The 14,700-nt window shown below is 43.6% G+C and carries 13 protein-coding genes; 12 read left to right on the top strand and 1 reads right to left on the bottom strand.

The window, feature by feature from the left end; all coding sequences use genetic code 11:
• The first annotated feature begins 212 nt into the window (after positions 1-212).
• The 6 genes from thrS to R7O03_RS06915 all read left to right on the top strand — a co-directional run bounded on the left by thrS (position 213) and on the right by R7O03_RS06915 (position 5,090).
• Positions 213-2,141, top strand: a complete 1,929-nt coding sequence (gene thrS, locus R7O03_RS06890; RefSeq protein ID WP_005395892.1) for a threonine--tRNA ligase — start codon at positions 213-215, stop codon at positions 2,139-2,141.
• Between the two features lie 3 nt (positions 2,142-2,144).
• A complete protein-coding gene (gene infC / locus R7O03_RS06895; protein ID WP_080276913.1) occupies positions 2,145-2,696 on the top strand; it encodes a translation initiation factor IF-3 in 552 nt (183 codons plus the stop codon).
• A 120-nt stretch (positions 2,697-2,816) separates the two neighbouring features.
• Entirely contained in the window at positions 2,817-3,011 is a 195-nt protein-coding gene (gene rpmI / locus R7O03_RS06900; protein ID WP_005377932.1) for a 50S ribosomal protein L35, read from the top strand.
• Positions 3,012-3,051: 40 nt separating this feature from the next.
• A complete protein-coding gene (gene rplT, locus R7O03_RS06905) occupies positions 3,052-3,405 on the top strand; it encodes a 50S ribosomal protein L20 (RefSeq protein ID WP_004727974.1) in 354 nt (117 codons plus the stop codon).
• A gap of 191 nt (positions 3,406-3,596) precedes the next feature.
• Positions 3,597-3,914: a heavy metal-binding domain-containing protein gene (locus R7O03_RS06910; RefSeq protein WP_005377919.1), complete on the top strand. Its 318-nt coding sequence runs from the start codon at positions 3,597-3,599 to the stop codon at positions 3,912-3,914.
• A gap of 366 nt (positions 3,915-4,280) precedes the next feature.
• A complete protein-coding gene (locus tag R7O03_RS06915; protein ID WP_005385480.1) occupies positions 4,281-5,090 on the top strand; it encodes a helix-turn-helix domain-containing protein in 810 nt (269 codons plus the stop codon).
• Here R7O03_RS06915 and R7O03_RS06920 read toward each other — a convergent pair.
• Complete coding sequence (locus R7O03_RS06920) at positions 5,083-5,268, bottom strand: hypothetical protein (protein ID WP_031780965.1); 186 nt, start codon at positions 5,266-5,268, stop codon at positions 5,083-5,085. The genes R7O03_RS06915 and R7O03_RS06920 overlap by 8 nt on opposite strands.
• Before the next feature lie 270 nt (positions 5,269-5,538).
• On the opposite strand from R7O03_RS06920, the gene R7O03_RS06925 reads away from it, so the two are divergent.
• From R7O03_RS06925 to pheT, 6 genes are all read left to right on the top strand, one after another.
• Complete coding sequence (locus R7O03_RS06925) at positions 5,539-6,327, top strand: TetR/AcrR family transcriptional regulator (protein WP_005377913.1); 789 nt, start codon at positions 5,539-5,541, stop codon at positions 6,325-6,327.
• Between the two features lie 249 nt (positions 6,328-6,576).
• Positions 6,577-8,955, top strand: a complete 2,379-nt coding sequence (locus R7O03_RS06930; RefSeq protein ID WP_064353837.1) for an efflux RND transporter permease subunit — start codon at positions 6,577-6,579, stop codon at positions 8,953-8,955.
• 18 nt (positions 8,956-8,973) lie between these two features.
• Entirely contained in the window at positions 8,974-9,765 is a 792-nt protein-coding gene (locus tag R7O03_RS06935; RefSeq protein ID WP_005385474.1) for an outer membrane lipoprotein-sorting protein, read from the top strand.
• Between the two features lie 10 nt (positions 9,766-9,775).
• The gene (locus R7O03_RS06940; RefSeq protein WP_411977468.1) at positions 9,776-10,951 is read left to right on the top strand and encodes a hypothetical protein; all 1,176 of its coding nucleotides are present in this window, start codon (positions 9,776-9,778) and stop codon (positions 10,949-10,951) included.
• Between the two features lie 191 nt (positions 10,952-11,142).
• On the top strand, positions 11,143-12,126 hold the full coding sequence (pheS, locus tag R7O03_RS06945; protein ID WP_005385470.1) for a phenylalanine--tRNA ligase subunit alpha: 984 nt from the start codon (positions 11,143-11,145) through the stop codon (positions 12,124-12,126).
• 18 nt (positions 12,127-12,144) lie between these two features.
• On the top strand, positions 12,145-14,550 hold the full coding sequence (gene pheT / locus R7O03_RS06950; protein ID WP_318131609.1) for a phenylalanine--tRNA ligase subunit beta: 2,406 nt from the start codon (positions 12,145-12,147) through the stop codon (positions 14,548-14,550).
• Positions 14,551-14,700: the final 150 nt, after the last annotated feature.

Genomic DNA, 14,700 nt, shown 5'->3' on the forward strand with positions numbered 1-14,700 from the left:
TGTCGTGACGGGTCTGCGGTTAAGTTCTTATGGCAAAACAAAATCGCGCTTTGCATTCTAAATGTGAGCTAGGTACAATCCCATTTTCGATAACGGTCCGGTATTCGTGTTACCGAGAGGCCTTTATTGACTCTCAACTATTTTCAACAAATAGCTTCTAATTTGAATAACATGTGTTGCTTGGTGTGCAACACCACTGTAAAGGACATAGCATGCCTATTATTACTCTTCCTGACGGCAGTCAGCGTCAATTTGACAACCCAGTTTCTACTATGGAAGTTGCGCAATCGATCGGTCCTGGTCTTGCAAAAGCAACTATCGCTGGTCGTGTAAACGGTAACCGCGTTGATGCGTGTGATCTAATTGAAGAAGACGCAAGCCTTGAAATCATCACAGTTAAAGATGAAGTAGACGGTCTAGAAATCGTTCGTCACTCTTGTGCTCACCTTCTTGGTCACGCTCTTAAGCAGCTTTACCCTCAAGCTAAAATGGCGATCGGTCCAACCATCGACAATGGCTTCTACTACGATATCGACTTAGACGAATCTCTAACGCAAGAAGATCTTGAAAAGATTGAAAAGCGTATGAAAGAGCTAGCGAAAACCAAGTACGAAGTGGTTAAGAAAAAAGTAAGCTGGCAGGAAGCGCGTGATACGTTTGAATCACGTGGCGAACCATACAAAGTGGAAATCCTAGACGAAAACGTATCTCGTGATGATCGTCCAGGCCTTTACCACCATGAAGAATACATCGACATGTGTCGTGGTCCTCACGTTCCTAACATGAGCTTCTGTCAACACTTCACTTTGCTGAATGTTGCAGGTGCTTACTGGCGTGGTAACAGCGACAACAAAATGCTTCAACGTATCTACGGTACGGCTTTCCACGACAAGAAAGCACTGAAAGCGCACCTAACTCGCCTAGAAGAAGCGGCGAAGCGTGATCACCGTAAGATTGGTAAGCAACTAGACCTATTCCACATGCAGCAAGAAGCACCGGGTATGGTGTTCTGGCATCACAATGGTTGGTCTATCTTCCGTGATCTAGAAGTATTCATCCGCGCTAAGCTAGATGAGTACGGTTACCAAGAAGTGAAAGGTCCACTTATGATGGACCGTGTTCTTTGGGAACGCTCTGGGCACTGGGACAAATACGCTGATGCAATGTTCACAACTTCTTCTGAGAACCGTGAATACGCGATTAAGCCAATGAACTGTCCAGGTCACGTACAGATCTTCAACCAAGGTCTAAAATCGTACCGCGACCTACCGCTACGTATGGCTGAGTTTGGCTCATGTCACCGTAACGAACCATCTGGTGCACTACACGGTATTATGCGTGTACGTGGCTTTACTCAGGATGACGCTCACATTTTCTGTACTGAGAGCCAAATTCAAGAAGAAGTAACAAACTGTATCAAGATGGTGTACGATACGTACCAAACATTTGGTTTCGACAACATCGTAGTGAAACTGTCTACTCGTCCAGAGAAACGTGTAGGTTCAGATGAAATCTGGGATCAATCTGAAGAAGCATTGAAGCAGTCTCTTGAATCGATGGATATCCCATACGAAATTCAAGAAGGCGAGGGTGCGTTCTACGGTCCTAAGATTGAATTCACACTATACGATTGTCTAGACCGTGCGTGGCAGTGTGGTACTGTCCAGCTAGACTTCAACCTACCAGGTCGCTTAGGTGCAACTTATGTAGGTGAAAACAATGAACGTCTTGTACCGGTAATGATTCACCGTGCGATTCTAGGTTCACTAGAGCGCTTCATCGGTATCCTTATCGAAGAATATGCTGGTTTCTTCCCAACTTGGTTGGCGCCAGAACAAGCAGTTCTTATGAACATTACTGATAAACAGTCAGGTTATGTTCAAGAAATAGTACAAAAACTACAAAAAAGTGGAATTAGAGCTAAAGCGGACTTGAGAAATGAGAAGATTGGCTTTAAAATCCGCGAACATACTTTGAAGCGTGTACCGTATATGCTTGTTGTTGGTGACCAAGAAATGGAAGCTGGCGAAATTGCAGTGCGTACTCGTAAAGGTAAAGATCTTGGTAAATTTAAAGTGGATGATTTTATTGCATACATCCAAGACGAGATCTCTAGCCGTAAGCTCAATCTGGAGGAATAAGCTATTAAAGGCGGAAGACGTGGCCAACAGCCGGTAAAACAAAACCCGCACCGTATCAACGGTGAAATTCGTGGTATTCGTGAAGTTCGACTAACAGGCGCTGACGGTGAATCAGTTGGTGTTGTATCGATTCAAGAAGCCATTGCAGCTGCTGAAGAAGCTGGTATGGATCTCGTTGAGATCAGTCCTAACGCCGAGCCACCTGTTTGTCGTGTGATGGACTATGGTAAGTTCCTCTTCGAGAAGAGCAAAACTGCTAAAGAGCAGAAGAAGAAGCAAAAGCAGGTCCAGATCAAGGAAGTAAAATTCCGTCCTGGAACTGATATTGGAGACTATCAGGTAAAACTACGCAACCTGACGCGTTTCCTTGAAGAAGGCAACAAAGTGAAAGTAACAATTCGCTTCCGTGGCCGAGAGATGGCACACCAAGACATCGGTGTTGACGTTCTAAATCGTCTTAAGGAAGATACTGCAGAAATTGCTGTAGTTGAATCTTTCCCTAAGAAGATTGAAGGTCGCCAGATGATCATGGTGCTAGCCCCTAAAAAGAAGTAATTAACGGCTCATCAAGTAATTAAAACCTAGCCGCTTTCCTTTATATAAAGGCATATGGCTGGGTTTTGTTCGCCCTAATTACGTTGTTTATTAAACCTACTCAATGCGGAGTTATTCATCATGCCTAAGATGAAAACCAACAAAGGTGCTGCTAAGCGTTTTAAGAAAACTGCTGGTGGTATTAAGTACAAGCACGCTACAAAACGTCACATCCTGACTAAGCGTACTACTAAGAACAAGCGTCAACTACGTCCGAATGCAATCCTTCCAAAATGTGAAGTGGCTGCAGTAATCCGTATGTTGCCATACGCTTAATTCTTTTTAGTTATCAATCGTTTAGTTTAGGAGAAGCATAATGCCTCGCGTAAAACGTGGTGTACAAGCTCGTGCACGTCATAAGAAAGTTCTAAAACAAGCTAAAGGTTACTACGGTGCGCGTTCACGCGTTTACCGCGTAGCTTTCCAAGCAGTTACTAAAGCTGGTCAATACGCTTACCGTGACCGTCGCGCTAAGAAACGTCAATTCCGTCAACTATGGATTGCACGTATCAATGCGGCATCTCGTCAAAATGGTCTATCTTACAGCCGTTTCATCAACGGTCTTAAGAAAGCATCTATCGAGATCGACCGTAAGATCCTTGCGGACATCGCAGTATTCGACAAAGCTGCATTTGCAGTTCTAGTTGAAAAAGCGAAAGCTGCTCTTTAATTAGCAGTTTAGGATTAAGAGAAGGAGAGCATTAGCTCTCCTTTTTTATTGCTAAAATTTATACCCAAATGACTTTTAGCTTGGCTATTTAGAGTATTGTTTATCAGTCTCCTCAAAATTTATTGGTTAGCATCTTATGTTAGTTATAAGGTAGCTTGGGTATAAATTTTTACGTTTATAAGGGATTAAAAATGATCTACACAACGACCGAAAGCATTCCTGGCAAGCAGATCTCTGAAATCAGAGGGGTTGTAACTGGTAATGTTGTTCAATCAAAACATATTGGCCGTGACCTCATGGCGGGTATCAAGAGCATTGTTGGCGGCGAAATTCGTGGTTACACGGAAATGATGACCGACGCGCGTGATATTGCTATACAGCGCATGGTGGCGGACGCTGAATCTAAAGGTGCCGATGCAATTGTAGGGATTCGATTTACCACAAGCTCAATCGTAGATGGTTCTTCGGAAATTTTGGCATTTGGTACTGCAGTGAAACTAGCGGACTAGTCTACTTGAATAGCATTGCAAAAATGCTAATAGAGAGCGGTGAATTATTATGCATTTACCGTTCTGTTCCTTTTAGGTTAATTATTCTAGATTTTTGCAGAGCGAATGGATTTATATTCTCAACTTTACGTTACTATTAAAACTAATCACGATAATTTAGAGTGATTGCTTTACTTTTATTTTGCATATTATTTTATACCTATAATGAAATTGAATTCATATTGAATTTTTCATTTGTTGTGTGAATTCTCCTTTCAGTATATTAATTCATGTTTTTCTTATAAAAATATGAACTTATACCTTGCCAAGCGGTTCTAAATTGTTACAAATACTATACAGCTGTAACATTGCCAAAAGGAATTGTAGATGAGAGATCTGACTCCCGAATACTTGCTAGCCGCATTACGCCAAGCGATTAAAACAAAAGGGCTAACATATCGAGAGCTATCTGAGAAAATGGGTATGCCACTATCTACCTTTAAGAGACATCTTACAAGCACGAATCTCGCTTTAGATAAGTTGCTGGAATATTGTAGAGCGGTTGATTGCACGTTAGATGAACTACAAAAGCTCGCAAATCAATTGCAAGGTGAAGACGAGGATTACTTTAGTCGTACGCAGGATGAGGTATTCTTTCAATTCCCTCACCTTTACGACTTTTATCGTGAATTGAGAATGCTTCGAGGTAAAGACGGTTATTCTATTTTAAAGAAAAAGTATGACTTGTCTGAGCAGAGCATGTCTGATTACTTAAAAGCATTAGAGTTGTTGGATCTCGTTTACGTTGATGAAGATAAAAATATAACGCTGCACGGGCCTTTATATTATAGCTATGCAGAGAACTCCAAGCTCAACGACAAATATACCGAAATCATAAAAGAGCAGACGACTACCCACGATAAGTGTGTTCGCGTTGCTTTGGCGCGTATGAAAATTACTGAAGAACAGCTTTTGTTACTGGAAGATCAAGTTGCAAAGACCGTCATTGATTTTCATTCCAAAAATGTTGTAGCAGAGAACTTTAATGTCTCTGATTTTACTAATATTGTTCTACTTGCTGGGCCACATCAGCCAGTCACATTCTCTGACGGCATTATTGAGACAGAGGGGCGATTTATTGATGATATTCGTTATGCCATCGCAGCTGCAGGTGATAAGCCAAGCCTATCTATATAGATTTTGAGCCTTTTTTGAAGAGAGTTTCTGAAAGGGCGTTGCAAAAGAAAAAGCCTAAGACAGCAAATACTTTGTAAGTAGGGCATTCAGCGGTGTTTGCTCTTAATTCAGACTTAAAGTGTGTTGGGCTTATTTCGAATAATACCTGTTCAGCATCTACTTTCGTTATTTTTAACATGCTGATTTCCTTCGTTGTTCCTCCCAAAGCCTCTCTCGCTTCCTCTACAAAGAAACCATTCTCGTTGAACCAAGCATCCTGTAGCTACTTGGGTATGCATAATTGGTAGCTATTTATCTTCTAATTATAAATTCATACTTGAAATGTTTGTTTTTTGATCTATTATGACGAAGTGTCATTTATGACGATTCGTCAACTTTAGTTGCGTTCCTGTATTAAAGAATCGTGTTACAATTATTGGGAGTGTGTTGTTATACGGATCAAAGGATTATGTTTAACTTTCGCTGTAAAAAATATAGCAAGCAAGACGGATGTCGTGTGTCTTCAGGGCTAACAAAAAAGCAACAGGCGATTGCTGATCGTGAGATAGAGCTTATTCAATTAGCTAAGTCTTTAGTTCAAGAGCAAGGCTTTGCCAACTTAACGATGGACAAGCTTACAGCGTCAAGCCCTTATTCTAAAGGGACGATCTACAATCATTTTTGCAGCAAAGAAGATGTGATTCTTGCGCTTTGTATTCATTCGCTGAAAAGCGAAGCAATATTTTTCGAACGTACCGCCAAATTTAATGGCAATACCAGAGAAAAAATCATTGCGATGCATGTAGGTTATCGTATTTACGCTCGTATGGAGCCAGTACTATCAACTTGTGCGATTGTTGCAAAGACGCCTTGGGTTCTAGAGAAGGCTTCGCCTAAACGTGTGAATGAACTGAATAACTTGGAAGAACAAGTAATAGATGGTGCTGATGCGCTGGTGAACAATGCGGTGGAATGTGGTGATCTTAAGTTTTCTCCCGCAATTGGTTCTGATGCTATTGTATTCGCCAACTGGTCTATTGCATTCGGTTCAAACGCTTTGGCGCAAAATGCATCGAACAGTCGATGTATTCAGCGAATTCAAGACCCATTCTCAGTACTGCACAACGCGAATATGTTACTTGATGGTTTAGGTTGGTCGCCTTTATCTACAGAATGGGACTACCGTAAAACCTGGCGTCGAGTGGAGCAGGAGTTATTTAGTGAAGAGCTTGCTTATTTAGAGTCAGTGAATCGCTAATAAACTGGAAAGGCCAATCTGACGTTATGGTTGGCTTTTTTATCGCACTATTGTGACGAATCGTCATTAAATCTCGAAGGTTGGCGTTCAGCCAATGATCACGAGAAGCATAGGAAGTTACTAAAAACTGACTTATGTAGCCAAATTCATTCGATATAAAGTTTGCATGTCGAGTTTGTCTGGTTATTTACAGCATTTGCTGTTTTTTTAGTTTTTAAACTTGACGAAACGTCACAAAAGGAGAGTGTGATGCCACATCACAACGTTCAACAATACGCCCGTTCAGGGTGGGGTAAGCTACCAACGAATTACAGTGTATTGGTGATGCTTGCTACCGTTTTATTGATTGTCATAGCAACTATTGGAGGAAAAAATCTTTACTTTAGAGGAGATTACGACATCTTCTTTGATGGAACAAATGAGCAGTTACTTGCGTTTGATGAAATTCAAACCACCTTTGCAAAATCTGACAGTCTTGCTTTGGTTATAGCGCCAAAGAGCGGCACTGTTTTTACTCCTAGCACATTATCTCTTATTCAGCAGATCACTGACGAGGCGTGGCAAGTTCCATACTCCACCCGCGTTGATTCCCTCGCCAACTACCAGCATACCGAAGCGTTTGAAGATGATCTTCTTGTCGAAGACTTACTGTATAGCGAATATGAATTGACACCTCAACGAATAGAGAAAGTCAAAAGTATTGCGTTGAGTGAGCCGGTTTTGAAAAGTTCACTGATTTCTGAAAAAGGAGATGTCACGGTCGTAAACATTACGGTCCAACTCCCTGAAATAGATAAAACTGCTGAAGTACAAGAGGTGGTTGCTTACATAAACGGAATGATTGAACGTTATCAGCAAGTGTACCCAGACACGGAATTCCACAAGGCTGGTATTATTGCAATGAACTACGCGTTTATGACCGCAGCCCAAGATGATAGCGCAACATTAGTGCCTACTATGTTACTAGTGATATTGGTGTTTCTGACCATCATGTTGCGCTCATTGCTTAGCGTCATCGCGACGCTCATCGTTATTATCGGCTCGGTTATGGTTACAATGGGCTTGTCAGGATGGGCTGGTATGTTCTTAAGCACGGCGACCGTTAATGTGCCTACCTTGGTGATGACGCTTGCCGTCGCAGACTGTGTACACATCATCGCGACAATGCGTCAGTCTATGCAAAACGGCTTTAGTAAAGCCCACTCTATTGAGCGAAGTATTGCGCTCAATTTCATGCCTATCTTGATTACCTCCATTACCACCGCGATCGGCTTTTTAATGATGAATATGTCGGATTCTCCAATCCTGCGAGATTTCGGCAACCTATCAGCCCTTGGCGTCATGGTTGCTTGTTTCCTTTCCATCACGTTACTTCCCGCCTTGCTTAATATCCTTCCGGTTACGGTGAAGTCGGATACTTCTGATGAAAGAAAGCACTTTATGGATCATTTAGGAGATTTCGTGGTGTCAAAGCGACATGCTTTATTGCCGTTGTCGGTGCTTGTTATTGTCGCGAGTGCGAGCTTGATTCCGCTGAACAAAGTCAATGATGAATCCGTCGAGTACTTTGGCCATAGCAATGAATTTCGCCGAGCGGCTGATTTTATGGAAGAGCGAATCAGTGGCATGGCGAACATCAGTATCGCGATAAAAACCAACGAATCGCAGGGCATTGCCGATCCTAATTTTCTCAATTCCGTGGGTAAATTTACTGACTGGCTAAGGTTGCAGCCAGAAACGGACCATGTTGCGACCTTGAGCGATGTTTATAAGCGCCTAAACAAGAACATGCATGGAGATGATCAGGCTTATTACTCGCTCCCTCAAGACAGAGAATTAGCGGCTCAATATCTGCTGCTTTATGAAATGTCACTACCGTATGGTTTAGATTTGAACAACCAAATCAATGTAGATAAGTCGTCGATCAAGATGGTTCTCACCGTGGAGAACTTGGGCAGCGTCGAGCTTGTTGATTTGGAAAATCGCATTTACCAATGGTTTAACGAAAACGCGCCTCAATATGATGTTGTTGCGTCTAGTCCTTCATTGATGTTTGCGCATATTGGTGAAACGAATATGGCCAGCATGCTGTCAACCTTGCCCATTACTCTTGTCTTAATCTCTGCATTACTGATCTTTGCCTTGCGTTCGTTCAAGCTTGGCTTAATTAGTCTTGTCCCGAATATTGCTCCTGCGCTTATTGGTTTTGGTATTTGGGCGCTGGTTTCTGGCGAGATTAACTTGGGATTGTCTGTCGTTGTGACATTAACGCTTGGTGTTGTTGTCGATGACGCCGTTCACTTTCTTTCTAAATATCAACACGCTCGTAAAGATGGCCACAGTGCGGAGCAAGCGGTTCGCTACGCCTTTCGTACCGTGGGGCGCGCTCTCTGGATTACGACGGTCGTGCTTGTTGCTGGTTTCTCTGTTCTGGCGATGTCGAGCTTCCGTTTAAATGCCGATATGGGACAGCTGAGTGCCATTGTCATCTTTATTGCCCTTGTTGTGGATTTCATCTTTCTACCGACTCTACTGATGTTGTTTGACAAAGGCGTCTACGACGAGGTGGAGCGCCGAAATAAGCTTAAATCAACTGACTCTCAAACCAAGACTGTTACTCAGTCATAACGAATTAAAGGATTGAACATGAATTTACTAAAAAATGCCTTAAAAGTATCTGCACTTTCTGTCTCGCTTTTTATGAGTCATGCGGTGTTAGCGGATGAAGCGAAAGGATTAGAGATTGCTCAAGAGCGCAAAGCCCGTGATGAAGGGTGGGGGGATTCTGTTGCTACGATGCAAATGATTCTGCGAAACGCGCAAGGAGAAAGCAGCACACGTTTAATGCGCTTACAATCACTCGAAGTTGATGGTGATGGTGACAAAGGGCTCACGATATTTGATGAACCGAGAGATGTAAAAGGCACGGCGTTTCTTAACCATTCTCATACGGTGGGTGCCGATGACCAATGGCTTTACCTTCCTGCACTGAAACGTGTGAAACGTATTTCCTCGCGTAACAAATCAGGTCCTTTTATGGGCAGTGAATTCGCGTATGAGGATCTCAGTTCCTTTGAGATTGAAAAATACCGTTTCAACTACCTAAAAGATGACAGCATAAACGGGCAAGATGTTTTCGTCGTAGAGCAAATTCCGACCGATAAGAATTCAGGTTATACCAAGCAAACGGTATGGTTAGATAAAGCGCATTATCGTCCACTTAAAGTTGAGTTTTACGACCGCAAAGGCTCTTTGTTAAAAACGCTTTCTTTTTCCGATTACAAGCAATATCTCAACCAATATTGGCGAGCGCACACTATGGCGATGACAAACCATCAAACAGGAAAAAGTACTGAGCTAACGACTAGCGAAATGCGTTTTAACACTGGATTACAAGACAATGACTTTCATAAGAATGTGTTGAAGCGAGTGAGGTAGTGGAGGAAAAATGAAGCGATTAAATGCTGGGTTGTTGCTTAGTGCAGCAGCCTTTTTTTACTCGATGCCTCTGACTGCCGTCGAGCTCGCAGGACAAGTCAATATTGAGCATCGTCAGTTTTTTAAAATGGGCTCTCAGGGTCAGAGCAAAGCGCAAACGTCATTGGTTTTGCAGCCAGAATTTTACTGGGAGATGCAAAATGGTGATGCAAACTTTACTTTCACACCTTTCTATCGTCTGGATGGTCTAGACGATGAGCGAAGTCATGGTGACATACGAGAGGCACTTTATCTGACTTATTGGGATGATTATGAGCTTCGAGTTGGGATTAGTAAGGTCTTTTGGGGAGTGACTGAATCAGCCCATTTAGTTGATGTAGTAAACCAAACAGATGCCATTGAAGCTGTCGATGGTGAAGATAAACTCGGTCAGCCGATGTTACATTTTACCTCTTTCAAAGACTGGGGCACCGTCCACGCAATGTTGTTACCTTACTTTAGGGAACGAACGTTTGCGGGTACAGATGGCCGCTTGCGAACCGAACCCGTTGTCTCTGATGATGCTATCTATGAATCAAGCAGAGAAGAGAAGCACGTAGATGTGGCTTTTCGATATTCGAAAATGCTTGGCGATTGGGACGTAGGCCTAAGCTATTTATATGGAACAAACCGGGATCCTTACTTTCGTTTAGAGTACGGAGAATTAAAGCCTTACTACGCTCTGATGAGTCATGTCGGTCTGGATGTGCAAGGAATCGTTGGCGATTGGTTATGGAAACTGGAAAGTATTTATCGAGATAGTGCTGATAATCATGTCGGTCTTGTGACGGGCTTTGAGTATACCTTCGTCGGTGCATTTGACACGGTTTGGGATGTGGGGGTTATTGGTGAGTACCTCTATGACAGTCGTGGGAACAACGCACAAACTATCGGTCAAAATGATGTGTTTGCAGGTATTCGTTGGGCGCTCAATGATGAGGACGGAACGGAAGTATTGACGGGAATTACGAAGGATTTAGATAACGATGATGTTTACAATGCTAAGTTAGAAGCATCGAGCCGAATATCGAATCACGTTAAGTGGCAAATTGATGCTTGGTTGTTTAAAAATGAAACACCAAATGATTTGCTCTACTTCGCTAGAGATGACGATTTTATCGAGCTATCTATTCAATACTATTTCTAAAACAAAAGGGCACAACTAAACGGCAGATTAACTAAAGATGACATTTTTGACGTTTTTGTGCTCTTTTTATTCAATAACCTCTTCTTTTCGTAATTCAATTTGGCATTGGTGCCCGGTTTGGCTACTATGTACAGCTATCAAAAAACCAATCACTCCCTTATGGACACTACCTACAGGTAGATGAGGAAACGATGCAACATCTAGAAGAGATCATTGCTAGCGCGAGCACTGCAATTGAAGCTGCCGAATCGCTAGTCGCACTTGATGAAGTGCGTGTTCAGTATCTGGGTAAAAAAGGTGAGCTAACTGCTCAACTTCAAAGCCTAGGCAAACTACCACCAGAAGAACGCCGTGAAGCTGGTCAAGAGATCAATAAAGCGAAAGGCGTAGTTCAGCAAGCTATCGCAGCTCGTAAAGATGCACTACAACGTGCTGAGCTTGAAGCAAAACTAGCAGCAGAAACAATCGACGTAACACTACCAGGTCGTCGTATTGAAAACGGTGGTTTACACCCAGTAACTCGTACTGTAGAGCGTATTGAGAAGTTCTTTGGCGAACTTGGTTTTAACACCGAGGCTGGACCAGAGATCGAAGATGCATTCCACAACTTCGATGCGCTAAACATCGCAGCTGATCACCCAGCGCGTACTGACCACGATACTTTCTTCTTCAACCCAGACTTGATGCTTCGTACTCATACGTCAGGCGTACAGATCCGTACGATGGAAAATGGTAAACCACCATTCCGTTTCATCGCACCAGGCCGTGTATACCGTAACGACTACGACCAAACTCACACGCCAATGTTCCACCAAGTGGAAGGCATGCTGGTTGATGAGAACGTAAACTTTGCTCAGCTGAAAGGCATCCTGCACGATTTCCTATGTAACTTCTTCGAAGAAGAAGTAGAAGTACGTTTCCGTCCATCTTACTTCCCATTCACTGAGCCTTCAGCTGAAGTAGACGTGAAAGGCAAAAACGGTAAATGGTTAGAAGTACTAGGCTGCGGTATGGTTCACCCGAACGTGCTACGTAGCGTAGGTATCGATCCTGAAAAATACTCTGGTTTCGCATTCGGTATGGGTGTTGAGCGTCTAACAATGCTTCGTTACGGCGTGAACGATCTACGTGCGTTCTTCGAGAACGATCTTCGTTTCCTAAAACAGTTCAAGTAATCCAGAGGGTTCATCAACATGAAATTCAGCGAATCATGGCTTCGTGAGTGGGTAAACCCTGCGGTTACTACTGACGAGCTAACTCACCAAATTACAATGGCCGGCCTAGAGGTAGACGACGTTCTTCCTGTAGCTGGTTCTTTTACTGGCGTTAAAGTCGGTCACGTTGTTGAATGTGGTCAACACCCAGATGCAGACAAACTGCGCGTAACTAAAGTTGACGTGGGTGAAGAAGAGCTTCTAGACATTGTTTGTGGCGCACCTAACTGTCGCCAAGGTCTGAAAGTAGCAGTAGCAACAGTTGGTGCTGTTCTTCCAGGCGATTTCAAAATCAAAAAAGCGAAACTACGCGGCCAGCCTTCTCACGGCATGCTTTGTTCATTCACCGAACTAGGTATCGACGTTGAGTCAGACGGCATCATGGAACTAGCAGAAGACGCAGTAATCGGTACTGATTTCCGTGAATTCCTAGGTCTAGACGACGTAACAGTAGACGTAGACCTAACAGCAAACCGCGCAGACTGTTTCAGCATTCGTGGTCTAGCTCGTGAAGTTGGCGTACTTAACCGCGCTGACGTGACTGAGCCATCAGTAGAAGCAGTTGCCCCTTCAATCGACGATAAAGTGTCTATCGAAGTGAAAGCGCCAGCTGCGTGTCCTCGTTACCTAGGTCGTGTAGTTAAGAACGTAAACGTTCAAGCTGAAACGCCACTATGGATGCAAGAGAAACTGCGTCGTTGTGGTATTCGCTCTATCGACCCTGTAGTAGACATCACTAACTACGTTCTTCTAGAGCAAGGCCAACCAATGCACGCATTCGATCTAGCGAAGATCGAAGGTGGCATCGTAGTTCGTATGGCTGAGCAAGGTGAGAAGCTAACACTTCTTGACGGCAGCGAAGCAGAGCTAAACGCAGATACACTAGTTGTTGCTGATCACAACAAAGCACTTGCAATCGCAGGTATCTTTGGTGGTGAAGAGTCTGGTGTAACAACTGAGACTAAAGACGTTCTACTAGAGTGTGCATTCTTTGCACCTGACCACATCCGTGGTCGCGCACGCAGCTACGGTCTGCACACTGACTCTTCAATGCGTTTCGAGCGTGGTGTAGATTACGCACTTCAAGTAAGCGCAATGGAGCGTGCAACACAGCTTCTTGTTGAAATTTGTGGCGGTGAAGTAGCACCTGTTGTTGCAGTAGAGTCTGAAGCAGACTTACCTAAGCCAAACAAAGTTGCTCTACGTCGTACTAAGCTAGACAACCTGCTAGGTCACCACATTGCAGATAGCGACGTAGTAGAAATCCTAGAGCGTCTAGGTTTGACTGTTGAAGCTTCAGAAGAAGGTTGGATGGCAGTAGCGCCAACATGGCGTTTCGATATCGCTATCGAGCAAGACCTGATTGAAGAAGTTGGCCGTATCTACGGTTATGACAACATTCCTAACCAACACCCAGCAGCAGCACTTAAGATGCACAACCACGTTGAAGCGGATCTTCCACTGAAACGCGTTCGTGATCTTCTTGTTGACCGTGGTTACCACGAAGCAATCACATACAGCTTCGTTGAGCCTGAGCAGCAAAAGCTAGTTGTACCTGGTGTTGAGCCTCTAGTACTTCCAAACCCAATTTCTGCAGACATGTCAGCAATGCGTCTTGGTCTTATCCAAGGTCTGCTGAACACGGTTGTTCACAACCAGAAGCGTCAACAGCCACGCGTTCGTCTATTCGAATACGGCCTACGTTTCATCCCATGTGAATCTGCAGAAAACGGCATGCGCCAAGAGCCTATGCTAGCGGGTGTTATCGCTGGTACTCGCGGTGAAGAACATTGGGATATCGAAACTAACACGGTTGATTTCTTCGACCTTAAAGGCGATCTAGAAGCGATTCTAGAGCTATCTGCGAACGAAAAAGCGTACTCTTTCGCTGCACTGTCACCTGAAAGCAAAAAAGCTAACCCAGCACTTCACCCAGGTCAATCTGCGGCAATCATCGTAGATGGCAAAGAAGTGGGCGTGATCGGTACCGTTCACCCTGAGCTTGAGCGTAAGTTCGGTCTAAATGGTCGTACTATCGTATTCGAAATCGAATGGTCTGCAATTAACAGCAAAGTGATCCCAGAAGCGGTAGCACTTTCTAAATTCCCTTCAAACCGTCGTGATATCGCGGTAGTAGTGGATGAAGCTGTTGCATCTGGTGACATTGTTAACGCTTGTCTAGAGCAAGGTGGCGAGTTCCTTAAAGATGCAAAACTGTTCGACGTTTACGTAGGTAAAGGCGTTGAAGAAGGTAAGAAGAGCCTAGCAATCGCTCTGACTCTACAGTCACTTGAGCGTACGCTTGAAGATGCAGATATCGCTGGTGCGGTTGACGCTATCGTTGCTCACGTTTCTGAGAAGTTTGGTGCGTCTCTACGTGACTAATCTCGCGTAACGTATCTTCTTAAGAAATGAAAACCCTGCCAGTTTGGCAGGGTTTTTTTATTTTTAGGATTACCTTATCGTTGTTCAAGTTCCTTACTGCTCGCACCACCCCTCATTATTTTAAAATACTAGACCAAACTAGGGATGGCC

This window comes from Vibrio sp. Vb2960, from assembly GCF_033337665.1.
Taxonomy (GTDB): Bacteria; Pseudomonadota; Gammaproteobacteria; order Enterobacterales; family Vibrionaceae; genus Vibrio; species Vibrio alginolyticus.